The organism is Kitasatospora sp. SolWspMP-SS2h (assembly GCF_003259315.1).
GTDB lineage: Bacteria > Actinomycetota > Actinomycetes > Streptomycetales > Streptomycetaceae > Kitasatospora > Kitasatospora fiedleri.
Genome location: NZ_QLLT01000004.1, coordinates 217,528 through 234,162 on the forward strand (window position 1 = coordinate 217,528; position 16,635 = coordinate 234,162).

A 16,635-nucleotide genomic window follows, 5' to 3' on the forward strand; every position below is an offset into this window, starting at 1 on the left:
CATCGAGCACCACGCGCCACCACGCAGCACCGTCCCGCGCCACGCGCCGCCACGCACCACGCGCCACCATGCACCGGGTGCCACCGCGCACCCCGTCCGAAGGAGCCACGATGTCCCGTCTCACCGTCCGGATCGCCGCCGCGGCCGCCGGCCTCGCCCTCGTCGCCACCGCCGCCTCCGCCACTTCCGCCTCCGCCGCCCCGGCGGCCGGCAACGCGGTGATCAACGAGAGCAACGCCTTCTTCCAGCAGGCCGCCCAGGCCGGCGTCGTGGCCGTGCCGCTGCCCACCGCCACCGCGGGCTACAACGCGACCACCGGCCTGTCGGCGAGCTTCCCGGTGACCGACGGCACCGGCGGCCTGCGCGACTTCTTCGGCGGCGTCCGGCTCGGCGGCGGCCTGCTGTTCGTCGACGCGAAGACCGGCAGCGCGGTCTCCTTCCACCAGCTGGCCTTCTCCTTCGAGGACTGGACGCTGACCGCCGTCCCGGACGGCTCGACCACCCCGGTGGCGCTGTTCGACCCGGCCGGCGACAACGCCATCAACTACAGCGGCACCACGCAGAACCTGACCGCCGCTTCGCTGGTCCTGGACGCCGCGGGGGCCCAGTACCTCGACACCAAGCTGCACACCGCGTTCTTCGCGGCGGGCCAGAGCGTCGGCTCCTTCACGGTGTCCTACACGCCCGCCTCCTGACGCCCCGTCGGATCGCTCCGCCGGAACGGCCCGACGGCACGGCGACGCCGGGGCCCCGCGCGTACTACGCGCGGGGCCCCGGCGGGCGGGGGACGGGCGGGGTCAGATGGTTCCGCCGCTGTAGTAGCCGCCGAGCTGGTCGCGGTAGGCCGGATCGTCGGTGTGGTGGCCCGCGTCGCGGGCGGGCGAGTTCTTCACCTCGTCCTTGGAGCGGTTCACGTACACCGCCTGGTCCTCGTGGTCGATCCGGGTGATGGTGCCGGCCGGGAGCAGCACCTCGTGGCCGAAGATCCACGGGCCGGTGTCGACCACGATGTAACCGGCGTCGACGTCCTCGGTGTGCTTGTCGACCTTGCCGATGTGGCCGTCGGTGGCCTCGACCCGGTAGCCGGTCAGGTCCGAGCCCGCGGTGTAGCCCTCGGCACCCTCGTAACCCCACAGTCCGCTGGTCACAGCTGCCTCCTCGTCGGTGTGCGTCGATCGTCTGCTGGACACTCGACTGCCCCGGACCCGGTCGACCATGCCTCCACGGGACGGACGGGACGGACGGAACGGACAGGGCGGCCAGGAAGGACAGGACGGGACGGCAGGAGGGGCCGGGACGGCGGCGGCCCGTGGCGTGCCGGTCCGGTGCGGCGGTGCGACGGGCTTAGGGTCGCCGGGTGGACGCATCCCCGGAGCACGGACAGCAGCACGGACAGCAGCACGAGCGGGAGCCCGGGCAGGAGCGCGCGCAGCAGCACGGACAGCGGCACGCGCGGGACCGGCCGCCCGCGCCGGGGCGGAGCGGGCGCCGCCCCCGCCGCTGGCGGGAGGTCTCCCCGACCCGGCGCGGCCTGGTGCTGGCGTGGTGGGGCTTCACCCTCACGTTCGGCTTCCTCCGGCTGCTGACCTGGCTGATCCACATCGACGCCGCCGGGGTGGGCAACGTCTCGGCGGGCGGCGTCCACATCCACCACTACATCTGGGGCATCCTCGTCCTGATGGTGGTCGGCGCGCTGGGCCTGGTCGAGCGGTCGGCACGCTGGCGGACCTGGATGGGCCTGGCCTACGGCATCGGCACCGCCCTGGTCGTCGACGAGACCGCCAACCTGATCGACCTGAACGACGTCTACTGGGAGAACGCCGGCTGGGTCAGCATCGCCGTCGCGCTGATCGTCATCGGCATCGCGGGCAGCGCCCTGGCCCTCACCCACCGGGACGAGACCGGCCCCGACGGGGAGGGGGGCGGGGCGGGGGACGGCGCGGCAGGCGGGGCGGGGAGGGACTGACCCCGGGCGGCAGGCGCGGCCCCCCGCCCGTCCGACGCCCGTCCGACACCCCTGCGGCGGGTTCCGGACGGGCGGTCCCGTTCCTGACGGTACGCCAATTGGCTTGATTCGAGCACCAATTGGGGTCTCGTACACCTGGTGGACAGCGAGCGGCCAGGCGGGACTGGCCGAATGGCGTCGGGGCGGCCGGACGGCGGCTCCGCTCCCTGTCACCCGTGCGTGCCCGATCCGGCGCGCCGTCGCCGGAGGTGCTGCGCCGATGAGAACCCGCCCTTGGGGGCCGAGAACCGGACCGCGCCCGTCGCGGACCTACCTGGCGGCCGTGCTGGCCTGGGCGGTGGCCGCCACCGTGGTCTTCCTGCCGCTCGGCGGACCGGGGGTCCAGCCCGCCCTGGCGGCCTCGGGGAAGACGGTGGAGGGCCCGGCCCGGTTCGACCCGGCCACCTGGACCGACGGCCCGCGGGGGACCGTCACCGTCTCGCAGGTCAACGACCTCAGGAACCAGGTGGTGCACGTCAGTTGGACGGGCCTCACGCCGACCGTCGACTACACGGGCCAGCCCGTCCAGGTCATCGCCCCGCTGGCCCGGGACGCCTACTACCCGGTCCGGATCTACCAGTGCCGGGGCGAGGACCCGCAGGTCACCGACTGCTACGGCTCCACCCTGTACGGCGGTGACCCGGCCCGCGGCTTCCTGCAGGAGCCGCCCGCGGCCGGTCCGGCCCCGGAGTTCCCGTCGAACACGGTGATCGCGGCGACCCGCCCGGACGGCACCGGCGAGGCGGACATCGAGCTCTGGACCGCGGCGCAGAGCCAGGGCCTCGGCTGCGACGCCACCCACGCGTGCTCGCTGGTGGTCGAACCGAACTACGGCGGCGACTCGATCGGCGCCAACAGCTACCCCGACGTGGTGATCAACTGCGATGACCACTCGCTCGACATGGACTTCAGCTTCGACACCGCCACGGACGCCTCGTTCCTGCTCCGCCCGAGCGGCACCAGCTTCCTCTCCGGCGAGTCCTGCGCCTGGAAGCGGCACGTCACCATCCCGCTGGAGTTCGCGCCGACCCCCGACGCCTGCGCCGCCGGCGACGCGGACTTCTCCGCGATCGGCCTGGAGATGGCCGACCGGGCCATGCAGCAGTGGCGCACCGGCAGCTGCCTGGACCGCGACCCGCTGCGGGTGCAGTACTCCGTCGGCAACGGCGAGCCGCAGGCCCGGGCGGCCTTCCTGCGCAGGTCCGGCGCGGACGTCGCGCTGACCTCGGTGCCGAGCACCGACCCGCCGACCCGCCCGTACGTCTACGCGCCGCTCGCCAACAGCGCGGTCTCGGTGGTCTTCGTCGTCGACGACAGCGCCACCCACCGGCAGGTCCGCCGGGTGCGGCTCAACCAGCGGCTGCTGGCGAAGATGCTCACCCAGACCTACCGCTACTACAACGACGACGACACCGACACCGTCCGGGGCAACCCGCTCTGCATGTTCGACGACGAGGAGTTCCGCACGCTCAACGCCGACGTCTCGCCCGGCGTGACCTGGCCCGGCTGCGGCAACCTCGCCAACACCGAGCCGGTGGTGGTCGGCGGGACCACCGACCTGGTGCACCGGCTGACCGAGTGGATCGTCGCCGACCCGGACGCCGCGCAGTTCCTCCAGGGCGCCCCCGACCCGTGGGGCACCCACGTCAACACGACGTTCCTGCCGTCGAACTTCACCGGCTACCCGGTCGACTCGTTCCAGGCGCTGGACTACACCGGCCAGAACAACCACAAGCAGTACGAGTGGAACCCCGTGCTGGGCGGCCTCGGCCAGGTGCTGCGGATGGTGCTGGAGAACCGGCTGTCCTGCCAGCTGCCCTACGTCAACGCGGACGGCCAGCACGAGAAGTGCGCCGCCCTGGCCCCCGGCAGCCGGGCGCTGTTCGCCGTCATGGACAGCGGCAACGCCCAGGCGATGAGCCTGCCCGAGGCCGAACTGCCCAACCCGGCGGGCGGGTTCACCACACCGACGATCACCGCGATGCAGGCCGCCGCGAACGACATGCCGTTCGACGAGGCCACCGGCACCCAGCAGCTCCCGTACGGCGACGCGGGCTCCGCCTACGCCAAGGACCCGAAGGCGTACCCGCTGACCATGGTGCAGTACGCGATGCTGCCCACCGACGGCCTCGCCCAGGCCAGGAGCGCCGCGGTGAGCACCTTCGTGCGCGACGTCACCGACCCCGCCAAGGGCCAGGTCTACGGGCGGGCCGCCGGACAGCTCGCCCTCGGGTACGCGGGCCTGACCAAGGCCCAGCTCGCCCAGGCGAAAGCCGCCGCCGCCCACGTCGCCGCGCAGGACGGCGGCACGCCGAGCAAGCCCGCCGACACCGGCACCGGAGACGGCCCCGGCTCCGGGTCCGGCTCCAACGGCGGTGGCTCCGGCGGGGGTTCGGGCGTCAACGGCAGCGGCAACGGCGGCGTCGGCGGCACCACCGCCGGCGGCGGGACGGGCGGTGCGGACGGCTCCGGCGGCACCCCCGCGCAGAGCGCCGCCGCCCCCGGCACGCCCGGCGGCAGCCCCTCGCCCGGCCTGGCCGCCGCCCCGGTCGGACAGGCCGCCGCCGACCGGGCCGGGATGGCCCGGCTGCTGCTGCCCGTGATCCTCGCCACCGGCGCCGTCCTGCTGGTCGGCGGACCCGCCGCGCTGTTCCTCGGCGGCACCGCCGCCGGCGCGAACCTCCGGCGCGGCACCGGGCGGCTCTGGTCGCGGCTGACCCGCCGCAGCTGACCCCCTGTAGCTGACCTGCCGCAGCCGACCCGCCGTAGCCGACCCGCCACGGCCGACCCCGCCCCGCCGGACGGGCGCCCCGCGCGCCCGTCCGGCGACCACCGGCCCGTCCGGAACACCCCAGGAACCCTCACCGCGCCGAGAGTTGACACCATGACAGCCGCCGCCCAGCCGACGGACACCCGCGTCCCACCGCCGACGCCCGACCCCGACCGGCCCCGCCCGATCAGCGCCCCCGCCTCGCCCGCCGACCGCGCCTTCCGCGGCGTGCTGCGCGCCGCCGGCCTGTCGGTGTTCGTCCTGATGGGGCTGATCGCCTTCTTCCTGCTGATGCGCGGCACCGAGGCGCTGCGCGCGGTCGGCTGGTCCTTCCTCACCGAGCAGAACTGGCGCACCGCCGCGCACACCTTCGGCATCGCCGCCGTGCTGCCCAACGGCATCCTGATCGCGGTGATCGCGCTGTGCATCGCGGTGCCGGTCTCGCTCACCGCCGCGCTGTTCATCTCCGAGTACGCGCCGGTGCGGCTGCGGCCCGCGCTGGTCTCGCTGGTCGACCTGATGGCCGCCATCCCCAGCATCGTGTACGGGCTGTGGGGCCTGTTCTTCCTCCAGCCGCGGTTCGTCGGCCTGTGCCGCTGGCTGGCCAACCACCTCGGCGGGCCGCTGCCGTTCCTGGAGGTGCGCACCGGCGACACCCCGACCTCGTACACCTCCTCGACGTTCATCGCCGGAACGGTGGTCTCGCTGATGATCATCCCGATCATCACCTCGCTCAGCCGCGAGGTGTTCTCGCAGGCCCCGGCGGGCGAGCGGGAGGGCGCCTACGCGCTCGGCTCGACCCGCTGGGGCATGGTGCGCACCGTGGTGCTGCCGTTCGGGCGCGGCGGCGTGATCGGCGCGGTGATGCTCGGCTTCGGCCGGGCGATGGGCGAGACCATCGCCGTCGCGCTGATCATCTCCCCGGTGTTCCGGATCTCCTGGCACGTGCTGGAGAACGGCGGCGGCTCGATCTCCTCGCTGATCGCGCTGCGCTTCAGCGAGTCCGACGGCCTCTCGCTGTCCGCGCTGATGGCCGCCGGCCTGGTGCTGTTCGCCCTCACCCTGCTGGTCAACGTGGCCGCCGGGTTCGTCATCAGCCGGTCCCGGTCCGGCGCCTCGACCTCGGACTGACCGGAGGACCCCGATGCACCCCGCACCCCCTGACACCACTGCCGCCGCCGCGCCGTCCACCGCCACGGCCGCCGCTCCCGCCACCGCCGCCACGGCCCCGCCCGAGCAGCGGCGGATCAGGCTCGGCGGTACCACCCGCGAGGAGGTGCTCACCCTGCTGGGCGCCGCCACCGGCTCGCTCGCCCTGGACTGGGTGCTGTACGAGCGGGTGCTGCCGTTCAGCGGCGCGTTCGGCTTCCTGCTCTGCTGGTACCTGCTGTTCCTGGCGGTGTACACCGCCGCCGGGCGGCTCCAGTGGGACGCCCTGACCGTCCGCGAGCGGCTGGCCACCGCGCTGGCCTGGAGCTCCGGCCTGCTAGTGCTCGCCGTCATCGTCGAGCAGATCGGCTACGTCGCCGTCCGCGGCCTGGACGCCGCCCGGCACTGGAACTTCTTCACCGAGACCATGCGCACCACCGCCCCGCTGTCGCCGATCACCTCCGGCGGCTGCCTGCACGCCGTGGTCGGCTCGCTCGAACAGCTCGGCCTGGCCACCCTGTTCTCGGTGCCGCTGGGCATCCTCACCGCCGTCTTCCTGGTCGAGGCCGGGACCACCCGGCGCGGCGCCCGGGTGGTCAAGCCGGTCCGGGTGCTGGTCGAGGCGATGACCGCGCTGCCGTCCATCGTGGCCGGTCTGTTCGTGCTCGGCGTGGTCATCCTCACCCTGGGCGCCGAGAAGAGCGGACTGGCCGCCTCGCTCGCCCTCACCGTGATGATGACGCCGATCGTCACCCGCGCCGCCGAGGTCGTCGTCCGGCTCGTCCCCGGCACCCTCAAGGAGGCGTCCTACGCGCTCGGCGCCTCCCAGTGGCGCACCGTGTGGCACGTGGTGCTGCCCACCGCCCGGCCCGGACTGACCACCGCCGTGGTGCTCGGCATGGCCCGCGGCGTCGGCGAGACCTCCCCCGTGCTGCTCACCGCCGGGTTCACCGCCCGGATGAACCTCGACCCGCTGCACGGCAACCAGGCCAGCCTGCCGCTGTACGTCTGGAACTACGTCAAGCAGCCCTACCCCGACATGGTGGCCCGGGCGTTCGCCGGCGCGCTGACCCTGATGGCCGTGGTGCTGGTGCTGTTCGTCACCGCCCGGGTGCTGGGCCGCCACCGCGCCCCCGCCGACCGGCCCACCCGCCGCCCGCCGCGCCGGACCCGCACCGCGGACCACCCCGGGGACGCCGCGCCCGTGGCCGTACCCGCAGCCGTACCGGCAGCCGCAGCCGCACCGGCAGCCGCACCCGCACCCGTACCGGCGGCCGCACCCGTCCCGGCCACGACCGCGCCGGCGGTGGAGAACCGATGACACGTCACAGAAGGAAGACCCGTCCCGTGCGACTCCGTCACCTGGCCTCGGCGCTGCTCACCGCCGCACTGGCCCTGCCCACCGCGCTGCTCGGCGCGACCCCCGCGCACGCCGCGACCTCGCTGAACGCGGACGGCTCCAGCTGGGCCGGGCCGGCCATCGACCAGTGGCGGCGCGACGTCGGCCCGATGGGCATCGAGATCGACTTCAACCCGGTCGGCTCGGCCGCCGGACGCGTCCAGTGGTCCATCGGCCAGGACGACTTCACCGCCTCCGACGTGCCGTTCCGCAGCAAGGGCGACAGCGGGGTGGACCCGGGCAAGCAGGGCAGCGGCCTGGGCGGCGCGGAGAACCCGCAGTACGGCTTCTCCTACGTCCCGATCACGGCCGGCGGCACCGCGCTGATGTACCACCTGGAGCTCGGCGGCAAGAAGATCACCGACCTGCGGCTGTCGCCCGACACCGTCGTCGGGATCTTCACCAACCGGATCACCTCCTGGGACGACCCGAAGATCACCGCCGACTACGGCAGGGCGCTGCCGAAGATCCCGATCACCCCGGTGGTGCGCTCCGACGGCTCCGGCGCCACCGCCCAGTTCACCCGCTGGATGGAGCACACCCACCAGGCCGAGTGGGACGCGTACTGCACCAAGGTCAACGGCGTCAGCTGCGGCGACTACACCGAGTTCTTCCCGCCGTCCGGCCGGATGACCGCGCAGAACGGCTCCGACGTGGTCGCCGGCTACATCCAGTCGCCGACCGGCATCGGCGCGATCGGCTACGACGAGTACGCCTTCGCCAAGCGCAGCAACTGGCCCGTCGTCAAGGTGCTCAACCCGGCCGGGTACTACACCCTGCCGACCGCCTCCAACGTCGCGGTGGCGCTGACCGCCGCGAAGATCCGCGGCGTCGACGACAGCACCTCGCCCGACGACCCGGACTACCTCCAGCAGAACCTCGACGGCGTCTACGGCAACGGCGACGCCCGCTCCTACCCGATCTCCTCCTACAGCTACCTGATCGTGCCCCGGGCCAACGCCTCCCGCCCGGTGCCGCCGCGCTTCAACGACGCCAAGGGCAGCGCGCTCAGCCGCTACCTCGCGTACGTGCTGTGCGCCGGACAGGGCGAGGCCGACGACCTCGGCTACTCGCCGATCCCGCGCAACCTGGTGCGCGGCGGACTGCTCCAGACCCAGCACATCCCGGGCAACGCCAGCCCCGTCGACCCGAACACCCTCACCAACTGCCCCAACCCGACGTTCAACTCCGCCGGCGAGCTGACCGTGCTCAAGAACGCCCCGCAGCCCAGCCCCTGCGACCGGAAGGGCAGCCCGCTGGACTGCACCGTGCAGAACGGCCAGCCGGTCAAGACCGGCAGCGCCGCCACCGGCTCCGGCAAAGCCGGTTCCGGTGGCGGCGGCGCCGGTGCCGGCGGAACGGGCGGGACCGGCGGCGGCACCGGCGGTACGGGCGACACCGGCGGTACGGGCACCGGCGGGGCCGGCGGCGCCCAGCCGGTGATCGACCCGCAGACCGGCGAGGTGCTCGACGCCGGCAGCGGCGGCTCCGGCACCGGCGGGGGCACCGGCGGCGCCGCGCCCGCCGCGGTGGTCGCGCTCGGCGGACGGCCGCAGGACTGGCTGCTCTCCACCCTCACCGCGCTCGAACTGCTCGGCGTGGTCGCCGTCCCCCCGCTGCTGGCCGCCTGGTGGCGCCGCCGCGACCGGCCGGCGGGCGGCAGCCGGTGAACCCCGCCACGAGGACCGCCATCCGCGCCGCGGACGCCGTACCGGTGGTGCCTGCCGTACCGGCCGGGCCTGCCGCGTCGGTGGTGCCCGCCGTACTGGCCGGGCCTGCCGCGTCGGTGGTGCCCGCCGCAGGCGCCGCGGTCGCCACACGCTCCGCGTCCGCCGCGTCCGCCGCATCCGTCTCAGTCGAGGAGACCAGCAGATGACCGCGCCCGCCCTCGAACGGCCGTCCGCGGCCGTACCGGGACCGCTGCCCGTGTCCGCGTCCGCGTCCGTGTCCGCGCCGGTGTCGGTGCCGGAGGAGAACGCCGGGGGGTCCGGTTCCGAGCCGGTCCCCGCCGGGTCCCGGTGGCGCCCGCTGCCGGCCGTCGCCCGGGCGGTGACGCTGGCGGCCGTGCTGCTGCTCGGCTTCGCGGGCTACCTGTTCGCGCTGTCCGGCCTCCAGGAGGCCCGCCACCAGTCCACCGCCTACGCGACCCTGCGCGACCGGCTGGCCAACGCCACCGCGCCGACCGGCTCCACCGAGGACGGCGCGCCGCTGGCCGTCCTCGACGTCCCGGCGCTCGGCCTGCGCCAGGCCGTGGTGGTCGAGGGCACCACCGGCCGCGACCTGATGCGCGGCCCCGGGCACCGGCGCGACACCGTGCTGCCCGGACAGCCCGGCGTGGCCGTCCTGTTCGGCCGCTCCACCGCGTTCGGCGCGCCGTTCGCCGACCTCGGCCGGCTCCGGGTCGGCGACCGGATCGACGTCACCACCGGCCAGGGCAGCTTCCACTACACCGTCAACGCCCACGGCGACGGCGGCCACCCGATCCAGGACACCGCGCCCAACCGGCTGGTGCTGGTCACCGGCGACTCCGACTGGATTCCCACCAGCACCGTGCTGGTCGGCGCCCGGCTGGACGGCGACCCCGAACCGGCCGGCGCGAAGCGGCCGACCGGCACCGCCGCCGACAAGGCGCTGGCCGCCGACAAGGGCGCCCTGTCCGCGCTCCAACTCTGGTCGCTGGCCATGCTGCTGGCCGTCGTCACGGCCGTCGTCGCGGCCCGCCGCTGGCGCCGCGCCGCCGCCTACCTGTGCTTCGCGCCGGTGGTCGCCGCCCTGCTCTGGTCGGTGTACGAGAACGCCGCCGCACTGCTCCCCAACGTCTACTGACACCCTCCGGCTTCCCGGGAAAGGACCGCACCCGATGACCGAGACCGCCCAACCCCCCTTCCCCGTGCAGAAGTTCGACGACCAGGACGACCCGCCCACGGTGCCGCTGCCGCCGGTGGCCGCCGCGCCGCCGGAGCGCCCGCTGTCCGGGCTGGAGACCCGCGAGGTCACCGCCTGGTTCGGGCAGCGCAAGGTCCTCGAACGGGTCTCGTTCGCGATGCGGGCCGGTGAGATCACTGCGCTGATCGGCCCGTCCGGCTGCGGCAAGTCCACCTACCTGCGGATCCTCAACCGGATGCACGAGATGGTGCGCGGCGCCGCGCTGGCCGGGGAGGTGCTGCTCGCCGGGGAGGACGTCTACGCCCCCGGCCGCCGCCCCGCCGAGGTCCGCCGCCGGATCGGCATGGTCTTCCAGCGCCCCAACCCGTTCCCCACCATGTCGCTGTACGACAACGTGGTCAGCGGGCTCAAACTGGCCGGCATCAGGGCGGGCCGCGAGGAGCGCGACCACCTGGTCGAGTCCAGCCTGCGGCAGGCCGGGCTCTGGGACGAGGTCAGCAACCGCCTGGGCACCCCCGGCGGCGCGCTCTCCGGCGGCCAGCAGCAGCGCCTGTGCATCGCCCGTTCGCTCGCGGTCTCCCCGGAGATCCTGCTGATGGACGAACCCTGCTCCGCCCTCGACCCGACCTCCACCCGCCGGATCGAGGAGACCATCGCCGAACTGCGCCACCGCGTCACCATCGTCATCGTCACCCACAACATGCAGCAGGCCCAACGCGTCTCCCAGTCCTGCGCGTTCTTCCTCGCCACCCACGACACCCCCGGCCGGATCGTCGAGTCCGGCCCCACCGAACGCCTCTTCACCAACCCGGCCGACCAGCGCACCGCCGACTACGTCAACGGCCGCTTCGGCTGAGCCCACTGACGAGCCGTCGGCGGCCTTTCGACGGCCTTCCGACGACTTTCCGGCGGCCTTCCGGCGGTCCGCCGTCGGCCCGCCGACCGCGTGTCACAGGGGGTCGGCGGCGGCCGAACGCCTAGCGTTTGCGGGGGACCGGGGCGAGCAGCCGCCGGCCCCGCCCACGCACCGCCGCGAGAAGAGAGCGCAGACCATGACCGTCAGCCTGCCCGAGCTCACCGGGGACTACGTCCTCGACCCGACCCACACCCGGATCGGGTTCGTCGCCCGCCACGCCATGGTCACCAAGGTGCGCGGCGCCTTCCACCAGTTCGAGGGCAGCGCGCACCTGGACGGCGCCGACCCGGCCGAGTCCACCGGCCAGGTCGTCATCAAGACCCAGAGCATCGACACCGGCGTCGAGCAGCGCGACCAGCACCTGCGCACCAACGACTTCCTGGACGCGCCGAACTTCCCCGACATCACCTTCCGCACCACCCGGGTCGAGCAGAAGTCCGACAGCGAGTACCGGGTCACCGGCGACCTCACCATCAAGAGCACCACCAAGCCGGTCAGCATCGACTTCGAGTACACCGGCAACGCCGTCGACCCCTACGGCAACCTCCGGGTCGGCCTGGAGGGCTCGGTCACCATCAGCCGCAAGGAGTTCGGCATCACCTGGAACGCCGCGCTGGAGGGCGGCGGCGTACTGGTCGGCGACAAGGTGGTGCTGGAGTTCGACGTCTCCGCGATCAAGCAGAGCTGACGGCACCCCGGGGCCGCCCCCGCCCACCCGGCCGGGGGCGGCCCCGACGTGACGTGGCATCCCGCCGGGCCGGGACGGGACGGCGGACGGTCGGGTGTGGTGCACGATGGGGCTGAGGTGCCGTCACCGGGCGGCGGACGAGTCGGAGAGGGTGGGTGGACGCGGATGGGTGCCGAGGGCGGCGGGCGTGACGACTACGACCTGGTGGTGATCGGGGGCGGGCCGACCGGGGAGAACCTGGCGGACCGGGCGCGCGCCGGAGGGCTGAGCGTGGCCCTGGTGGAGAGCGAACTGGTGGGCGGCGAGTGCTCGTACTGGGCGTGCATGCCGAGCAAGGCGCTGCTGCGCCCGGTCGCGGCGCTCGCCGACGCCCGGCGGGTGGCGGGCAGCCGGGAGGCCGCCGCGGGACGGCTGGACGCGGCGGCGGTGCTGGCGCGCCGGGACGGGTTCGCCTCGCATTGGCACGACGAGGGGCAGGTGGAGTGGCTGGCCTCGGCCGGGATCGACCTGGTCCGCGGGCACGGGCGGCTGGACGGCGAACGGCGGGTCACCGTGGACACGCCCGGCGGCGGGCGGCGCACCCTGACCGCCCGGCACGCCGTCGCCGTGTGCACCGGCACCCGGGCCGCCCTGCCCGACCTGCCGGGGCTGGCCGGGGCCCGGGTCTGGACCAGCCGGGAGGCCACCTCCGCGCAGGAGGTGCCCGGGCGGCTCGCGGTGGTCGGCGGCGGCGTCGTCGCGGTCGAGATGGCCACCGCCTGGCGGGCGCTGGGCAGCGAGGTGACCCTCCTGGTGCGCGGCGGGGGGCTGCTGGACCGCACCGAGGACTTCGCCGGGCAGCTGGTCGCCGACGGCCTGCGGGCCGCCGGGGTGGACGTCCGGCTCGGCGTCTCGGTCACCGCCGTGCACCGCGAGTCCGCCGGGGCCGGCGCGCTCGCCCTCGACCTGTCCGACGGCACCCGGCTGCCCGCCGACGAGGTCCTGTTCGCGACCGGCCGCCGCCCCGCCACCGCCGACCTCGGCCTCGACACCGTCGGGCTCGAACCCGGCGGCTGGATCGAGACCGACGACACCGGCCGCGCCACCGGCGTCCCGGCCGGCTGGCTGTACGCCGCGGGCGACGTCAACCACCGCGCGCTCCTCACCCACCAGGGCAAGTACCAGGGCCGGGTCTTCGGCGGCGCGATCGCCGACCGGGCCGCCGGCCGCCCCCTCGACCTCGCCCCCTGGGGCCGCTCGGTGGCCACCGCCGACCACGCCGCCGTCCCGCAGGTGGTCTTCGCCGACCCCGAGGTCGCCGCCGTCGGCCGCACCCTCCAGGAGGCCCGGGACGCCGGGCTGCGGGTGCGCGCCGTCGACTACGACCTCGGCAGCGTCTCCGGCGCCGCCCTCTACGCCGACGGCTACCGGGGCCGGGCCCGGGCCGTCGTCGACCTCGACCGCGAGGTCCTGGTCGGCGTCACCTTCGTCGGGCCCGGCGTCGCCGAACTCCTGCACTCCGCGACCGTCGCCGTCGCCGGCGAGGTCCCGCTCGCCCGGCTCTGGCACGCCGTGCCCGCCTACCCGACCATCAGCGAGGTCTGGCTCCGACTCCTGGAGACCTACCGGGGCTGACCGGCCCGGGCGCGGACGGGTCGTCGCTGGCGGTGACGCCGACCGAGCCGGGAACGGAGGCGGCGGGGGAGGCGGCGGAGGTCGGGGCCGCGGCATCCGGGCTGCCGCAGCCCGCCACGGCCGCCACCAGCAGGGCGCGCCGCCCGCGGGGGAGCGGACCGGCGGACACGGGGACGGCGGACACGGGGAACACCCTGGCGAACATCGTCGTCCCTCCCGGAGCACCCGGCGTCCGGCGCGTCCGGTGGCAGTGGCCACCGTAGCCGGGCCGGACGGCGGGCCGGGGCGGAACGGGGGACCGGTGGTGTTGCGGGAGTGTGGCGCCGGGTCACAATCCCGGCCGACGGTTGATCATCCCGGTCCCGGTGTGTGAGCGTGGCGGGACGGAGACCGAACGGACCGAGGAGGAACCCGGTGCCCACCCCCGACCGGCCGCTGCGTTCGCTGGGATTCCTGACCATCGGCCTGTTCGACGAGCACGACCCGGCGGGCGGCCACGAGGCCACCCTGCGGCTGATCGAACTCGGCGAGCGACTCGGCTTCGACAGCGCCTGGTTGCGCCACCGGCACCTCCAGTACGGCATCTCCTCGCCGCTGGCGGTGCTCGCCGCCGCCAGCCAGCGCACCCGCCGGATCGCCCTCGGCACCGCCGTCACCCCGCTCGGCTGGGAGAACCCGCTGCGCTACGCGGAGGACCTGGCGACGGTCGACGTGCTGTCCGGCGGACGGCTCAACCCCGGGGTCAGCGTCGGCGTGCCGATCCACTACGAGGAGGTCAAGGACGCGCTGTACCCGGACACCGCCGACCGCGAGGACTTCGGCTACGGGCGGGTCGAGCGGCTGCTCGGCCTGCTGCGCGGGGAGCGGGCCAGCAGCTTCCGCGGCACGGAGGGCATCGAGGCGTACTCCGAGCGCGTCCAGCCGCACGTGCCCGGCCTGGCCGGGCGGGTCTGGTACGGCGGCGGCAGCCTGCGCTCGGTGCGCTGGGCCGGCGAGCACGGGCTGAACCTGCTCACCAGCAGCGTGGTGCGGGCCGAGGAGGGCGAGGACTTCGAGGCCAACCAGCTCGCCCTGATCCGGGCGTTCCGCGCCGCCCACCCCGCGGGCGAGGGGGCCCGGGTCTCGCACGGGCTGGTGGTCGTCCCCACCGACGGCGCCACCCCCGAGCAGCGCGCCAAGTACGAGGCGTACGCCGCGTCCCGGCTCGCCCGCACCCGCGCCCCGCAGGGCCCCGGCCGGCTGCTGTTCGCCCCCGACCTGGTCGGCACCAGCGAGCAGCTCGCCGAGCGGCTGTACGCGCACGCCGCGTTCCGGGAGAGCGACGAGGTCGCGTTCGCGCTCCCGTTCACCTTCGCGCCGGAGGACTACACCCAGATCCTCACCGACCTCGCCACCCGGCTCGGCCCGCTGCTCGGCTGGCGCCCGGCCCGCTGACGGGGGTCAGCGGGCCGGGCGGCCGGGCTCGGTCCGGGGCCTGGGCCGGGGCCGGTCCGGGGTCAGCCCTGCTCGGCGTCGGCCGGGGCCGGGTCCGGGTGGTGCAGGGAGTAGACGGTGTAGGCGTGCGGGTCCGGCTTGGCCAGCTCGGCCGCGCGGTCCCGGACCCGCTGGATGTCGGGGTCGCCCATGGCGGCCTTGATGCCGTCCTTGTGGCTCCACTGCGCGACGTAGAGCAGCCGCTTGCCGTCGCGGCTGGTGAGGATGTTCACCGACAGGCAGCCCGGCCGGTTGCGGATGTACTTCTCGGCGCCCTCGCTCATCACCTCGGCGAGTTCCTTCTGGTTCTCCGGCTCGACGTCGAAGACGTTGATCATGAAGATGGCGCCGTCGTCGGTGCGCAGGATGGTCTCACTCATCAGGATCGTTCCCTTTCCCTGGGGTTCGGTTCATTCACTGGTGGACAGTGGTGGGCGGTGGTGGACATCGGAGGTCACCGGGGGCACCGGCGGTCACCGGTGGGCGGTGAGCGGCCCGGGCGGGCCCGCCCAGGCGCGGGCCACCTCGACGGCCTGGGCCGGGTTGAGGCGGGGGTCGCAGTGCGAGGCGGTGCCGGACGGCGCGGTGCCGGGCCCGGTGCCGAGCTCCGCCGGGTCGGCCCAGACGCACTCGGCGACCTCGTGCGGGGTGGTCTCCAGGTGCAGGCCCGCCGGGATGCCGCCGGCCGCGGCGACCGCCTCCTGGAAGGCGTGCACCTCGGCGACCAGCGTCCGCACCGAGCGGACCTTGACCCCGTTGGGCGCCTTGACGGTGTTGCCGTGCATCGGGTCGCACAGCCACACCACCCGGTGCCCGGCCCGCTGGACGGCGGCCACCAGCGGCGGCAGCGCGGCGGCCACCGCGGCCGCGCCCATCCGGACGATCAGCGTCAGCCGGCCCGGTTCGCGGCCGGGGTCCAGGCGGTCGCAGAGCGCGAGCAGGTCCTGCGGGCGGGTGGTCGGCCCGATCTTGCAGGCGACCGGGTTGGCGACCTGGGCCAGCATCATCGCGTGCGGGCCGTCCGGGTTCCTGGTCCGCTCGCCGATCCACGGCAGGTGGGTGGAGGTCAGCAGGATGTCGTCGGTGGCGGTCCGGCGCAGCAGCGGCAGCTCGTAGTCCAGGACCAGCGCCTCGTGGCTGGTCCACACCGGGGCCCCGGCGGGCAGCCCCCAGGCGCCGCCGCGCTGGCGCAGGCAGGCCACGGCGGAGCGGGCCGCGTGGTAGCAGTCGACCATCCGCCCCGGGTCGGCCCGCCGGGCGGCCGCGGTGGGCTCCGGTGCGTTCACCAGGTGGCCGCGGTAGACCGGCAGTTCGATGCCGTCGACGGTCTCGGTCGGGGCGCTGCGCGGCTTGGCGAACTGCCCGGCGATCCGGCCGATCCGCAGCACCGGCCGGCCGGTGCCGGTGGTCATCACGCCCGCCAGCGCGTCCAGCAGCGCGGCCTTGCGGACCACGGTGGCGGGCTCGCACTCCTGCGGGTCCTCCGCGCAGTCCCCGGCCTGGACGACCTGGTACTGGCCGGCCGCGGCCTCCGCGAGCAGGGTCCGCAGGTGGCGGACCTCGGCCCAGGTGACCAGGCCGGGCAGCCGGGCCAGTTCGGCGCGGGCGGCGGCGGCCCGGACGGGGTCGCTCCAGTCGGGCTGCTGTTCGGCGGTGGCGGCCTGCCGGGTCCACTCCTCGTCGAGGTCGGTGAACGGCCGCTCGGCGGGCAGCAGGTGCTGCGGCGGGTGGCCGG

At 74.9% G+C, this 16,635-nt stretch carries 14 protein-coding genes; 11 read left to right on the forward strand and 3 right to left on the reverse strand.

Going from position 1 to position 16,635, the window contains the following annotated elements; all coding sequences use genetic code 11:
* Positions 1 to 110: 110 nt before the first annotated feature.
* On the forward strand, positions 111 to 695 hold the full coding sequence (locus K353_RS34270) for a hypothetical protein (protein WP_111552671.1): 585 nt from the start codon (positions 111 to 113) through the stop codon (positions 693 to 695).
* Positions 696 to 797: 102 nt separating this feature from the next.
* Here K353_RS34270 and K353_RS06865 read toward each other — a convergent pair whose 3' ends face one another.
* Entirely contained in the window at positions 798 to 1,148 is a 351-nt protein-coding gene (locus K353_RS06865; protein ID WP_111552672.1) for a PRC-barrel domain-containing protein, read from the reverse strand.
* A 209-nt stretch (positions 1,149 to 1,357) separates the two neighbouring features.
* Between K353_RS06865 and K353_RS06870 the strand changes: the two genes are divergently transcribed.
* The 10 genes from K353_RS06870 to K353_RS06915 all read left to right on the forward strand — a co-directional run bounded on the left by K353_RS06870 (position 1,358) and on the right by K353_RS06915 (position 14,861).
* On the forward strand, positions 1,358 to 1,966 hold the full coding sequence (locus tag K353_RS06870; protein ID WP_233533418.1) for a hypothetical protein: 609 nt from the start codon (positions 1,358 to 1,360) through the stop codon (positions 1,964 to 1,966).
* Between the two features lie 259 nt (positions 1,967 to 2,225).
* Positions 2,226 to 4,736: a hypothetical protein gene (locus K353_RS06875; protein WP_146616414.1), complete on the forward strand. Its 2,511-nt coding sequence runs from the start codon at positions 2,226 to 2,228 to the stop codon at positions 4,734 to 4,736.
* Positions 4,737 to 4,889: 153 nt separating this feature from the next.
* Complete coding sequence (gene pstC, locus K353_RS06880; RefSeq protein WP_111552674.1) at positions 4,890 to 5,906, forward strand: phosphate ABC transporter permease subunit PstC; 1,017 nt, start codon at positions 4,890 to 4,892, stop codon at positions 5,904 to 5,906.
* Positions 5,907 to 5,919: 13 nt separating this feature from the next.
* Entirely contained in the window at positions 5,920 to 7,245 is a 1,326-nt protein-coding gene (gene pstA, locus K353_RS06885; protein WP_111552675.1) for a phosphate ABC transporter permease PstA, read from the forward strand.
* 26 nt (positions 7,246 to 7,271) lie between these two features.
* A complete protein-coding gene (locus tag K353_RS36800; RefSeq protein WP_111552676.1) occupies positions 7,272 to 8,993 on the forward strand; it encodes a substrate-binding domain-containing protein in 1,722 nt (573 codons plus the stop codon).
* A gap of 202 nt (positions 8,994 to 9,195) precedes the next feature.
* Positions 9,196 to 10,149, forward strand: a complete 954-nt coding sequence (locus K353_RS06895; RefSeq protein ID WP_233533419.1) for a sortase — start codon at positions 9,196 to 9,198, stop codon at positions 10,147 to 10,149.
* Positions 10,150 to 10,183: 34 nt separating this feature from the next.
* The gene (locus K353_RS06900; protein ID WP_111552677.1) at positions 10,184 to 11,065 is read left to right on the forward strand and encodes a phosphate ABC transporter ATP-binding protein; all 882 of its coding nucleotides are present in this window, start codon (positions 10,184 to 10,186) and stop codon (positions 11,063 to 11,065) included.
* Between the two features lie 196 nt (positions 11,066 to 11,261).
* On the forward strand, positions 11,262 to 11,813 hold the full coding sequence (locus K353_RS06905; protein WP_111552678.1) for a YceI family protein: 552 nt from the start codon (positions 11,262 to 11,264) through the stop codon (positions 11,811 to 11,813).
* 165 nt (positions 11,814 to 11,978) lie between these two features.
* On the forward strand, positions 11,979 to 13,427 hold the full coding sequence (locus K353_RS06910; RefSeq protein ID WP_111552679.1) for an NAD(P)/FAD-dependent oxidoreductase: 1,449 nt from the start codon (positions 11,979 to 11,981) through the stop codon (positions 13,425 to 13,427).
* 414 nt (positions 13,428 to 13,841) lie between these two features.
* Positions 13,842 to 14,861 carry an LLM class flavin-dependent oxidoreductase gene (locus K353_RS06915; protein ID WP_111552680.1) on the forward strand — a complete coding sequence of 340 codons (1,020 nt, stop codon included), beginning with the start codon at positions 13,842 to 13,844 and terminating at the stop codon, positions 14,859 to 14,861.
* A gap of 62 nt (positions 14,862 to 14,923) precedes the next feature.
* Here K353_RS06915 and K353_RS06920 read toward each other — a convergent pair whose 3' ends face one another.
* Positions 14,924 to 15,280: a putative quinol monooxygenase gene (locus K353_RS06920; RefSeq protein WP_100835050.1), complete on the reverse strand. Its 357-nt coding sequence runs from the start codon at positions 15,278 to 15,280 to the stop codon at positions 14,924 to 14,926.
* A gap of 93 nt (positions 15,281 to 15,373) precedes the next feature.
* Positions 15,374 to 16,612 (reverse strand): 3-deoxy-7-phosphoheptulonate synthase, encoded by a 1,239-nt coding sequence (locus K353_RS06925; protein WP_199528028.1) that lies wholly within the window; start codon positions 16,610 to 16,612, stop codon positions 15,374 to 15,376.
* Between the last annotated feature and the right edge of the window lie 23 nt (positions 16,613 to 16,635).

Excerpts from the sequence above, each read along its gene's own strand:
- pstA (WP_111552675.1), top strand. The coding sequence starts at position 5,920 with ATGCACCCCGCACCCCCTGACACCACTGCCGCCGCCGCGCCGTCCACC.
- K353_RS06920 (WP_100835050.1), bottom strand. The coding sequence starts at position 15,280 with ATGAGTGAGACCATCCTGCGCACCGACGACGGCGCCATCTTCATGATC.
- K353_RS06910 (WP_111552679.1), top strand. The coding sequence starts at position 11,979 with ATGGGTGCCGAGGGCGGCGGGCGTGACGACTACGACCTGGTGGTGATC.
- pstC (WP_111552674.1), top strand. The coding sequence starts at position 4,890 with ATGACAGCCGCCGCCCAGCCGACGGACACCCGCGTCCCACCGCCGACG.
- K353_RS06895 (WP_233533419.1), top strand. The coding sequence starts at position 9,196 with ATGACCGCGCCCGCCCTCGAACGGCCGTCCGCGGCCGTACCGGGACCG.
- K353_RS06900 (WP_111552677.1), top strand. The coding sequence starts at position 10,184 with ATGACCGAGACCGCCCAACCCCCCTTCCCCGTGCAGAAGTTCGACGAC.
- K353_RS34270 (WP_111552671.1), top strand. The coding sequence starts at position 111 with ATGTCCCGTCTCACCGTCCGGATCGCCGCCGCGGCCGCCGGCCTCGCC.
- K353_RS06875 (WP_146616414.1), top strand. The coding sequence starts at position 2,226 with ATGAGAACCCGCCCTTGGGGGCCGAGAACCGGACCGCGCCCGTCGCGG.
- K353_RS06905 (WP_111552678.1), top strand. The coding sequence starts at position 11,262 with ATGACCGTCAGCCTGCCCGAGCTCACCGGGGACTACGTCCTCGACCCG.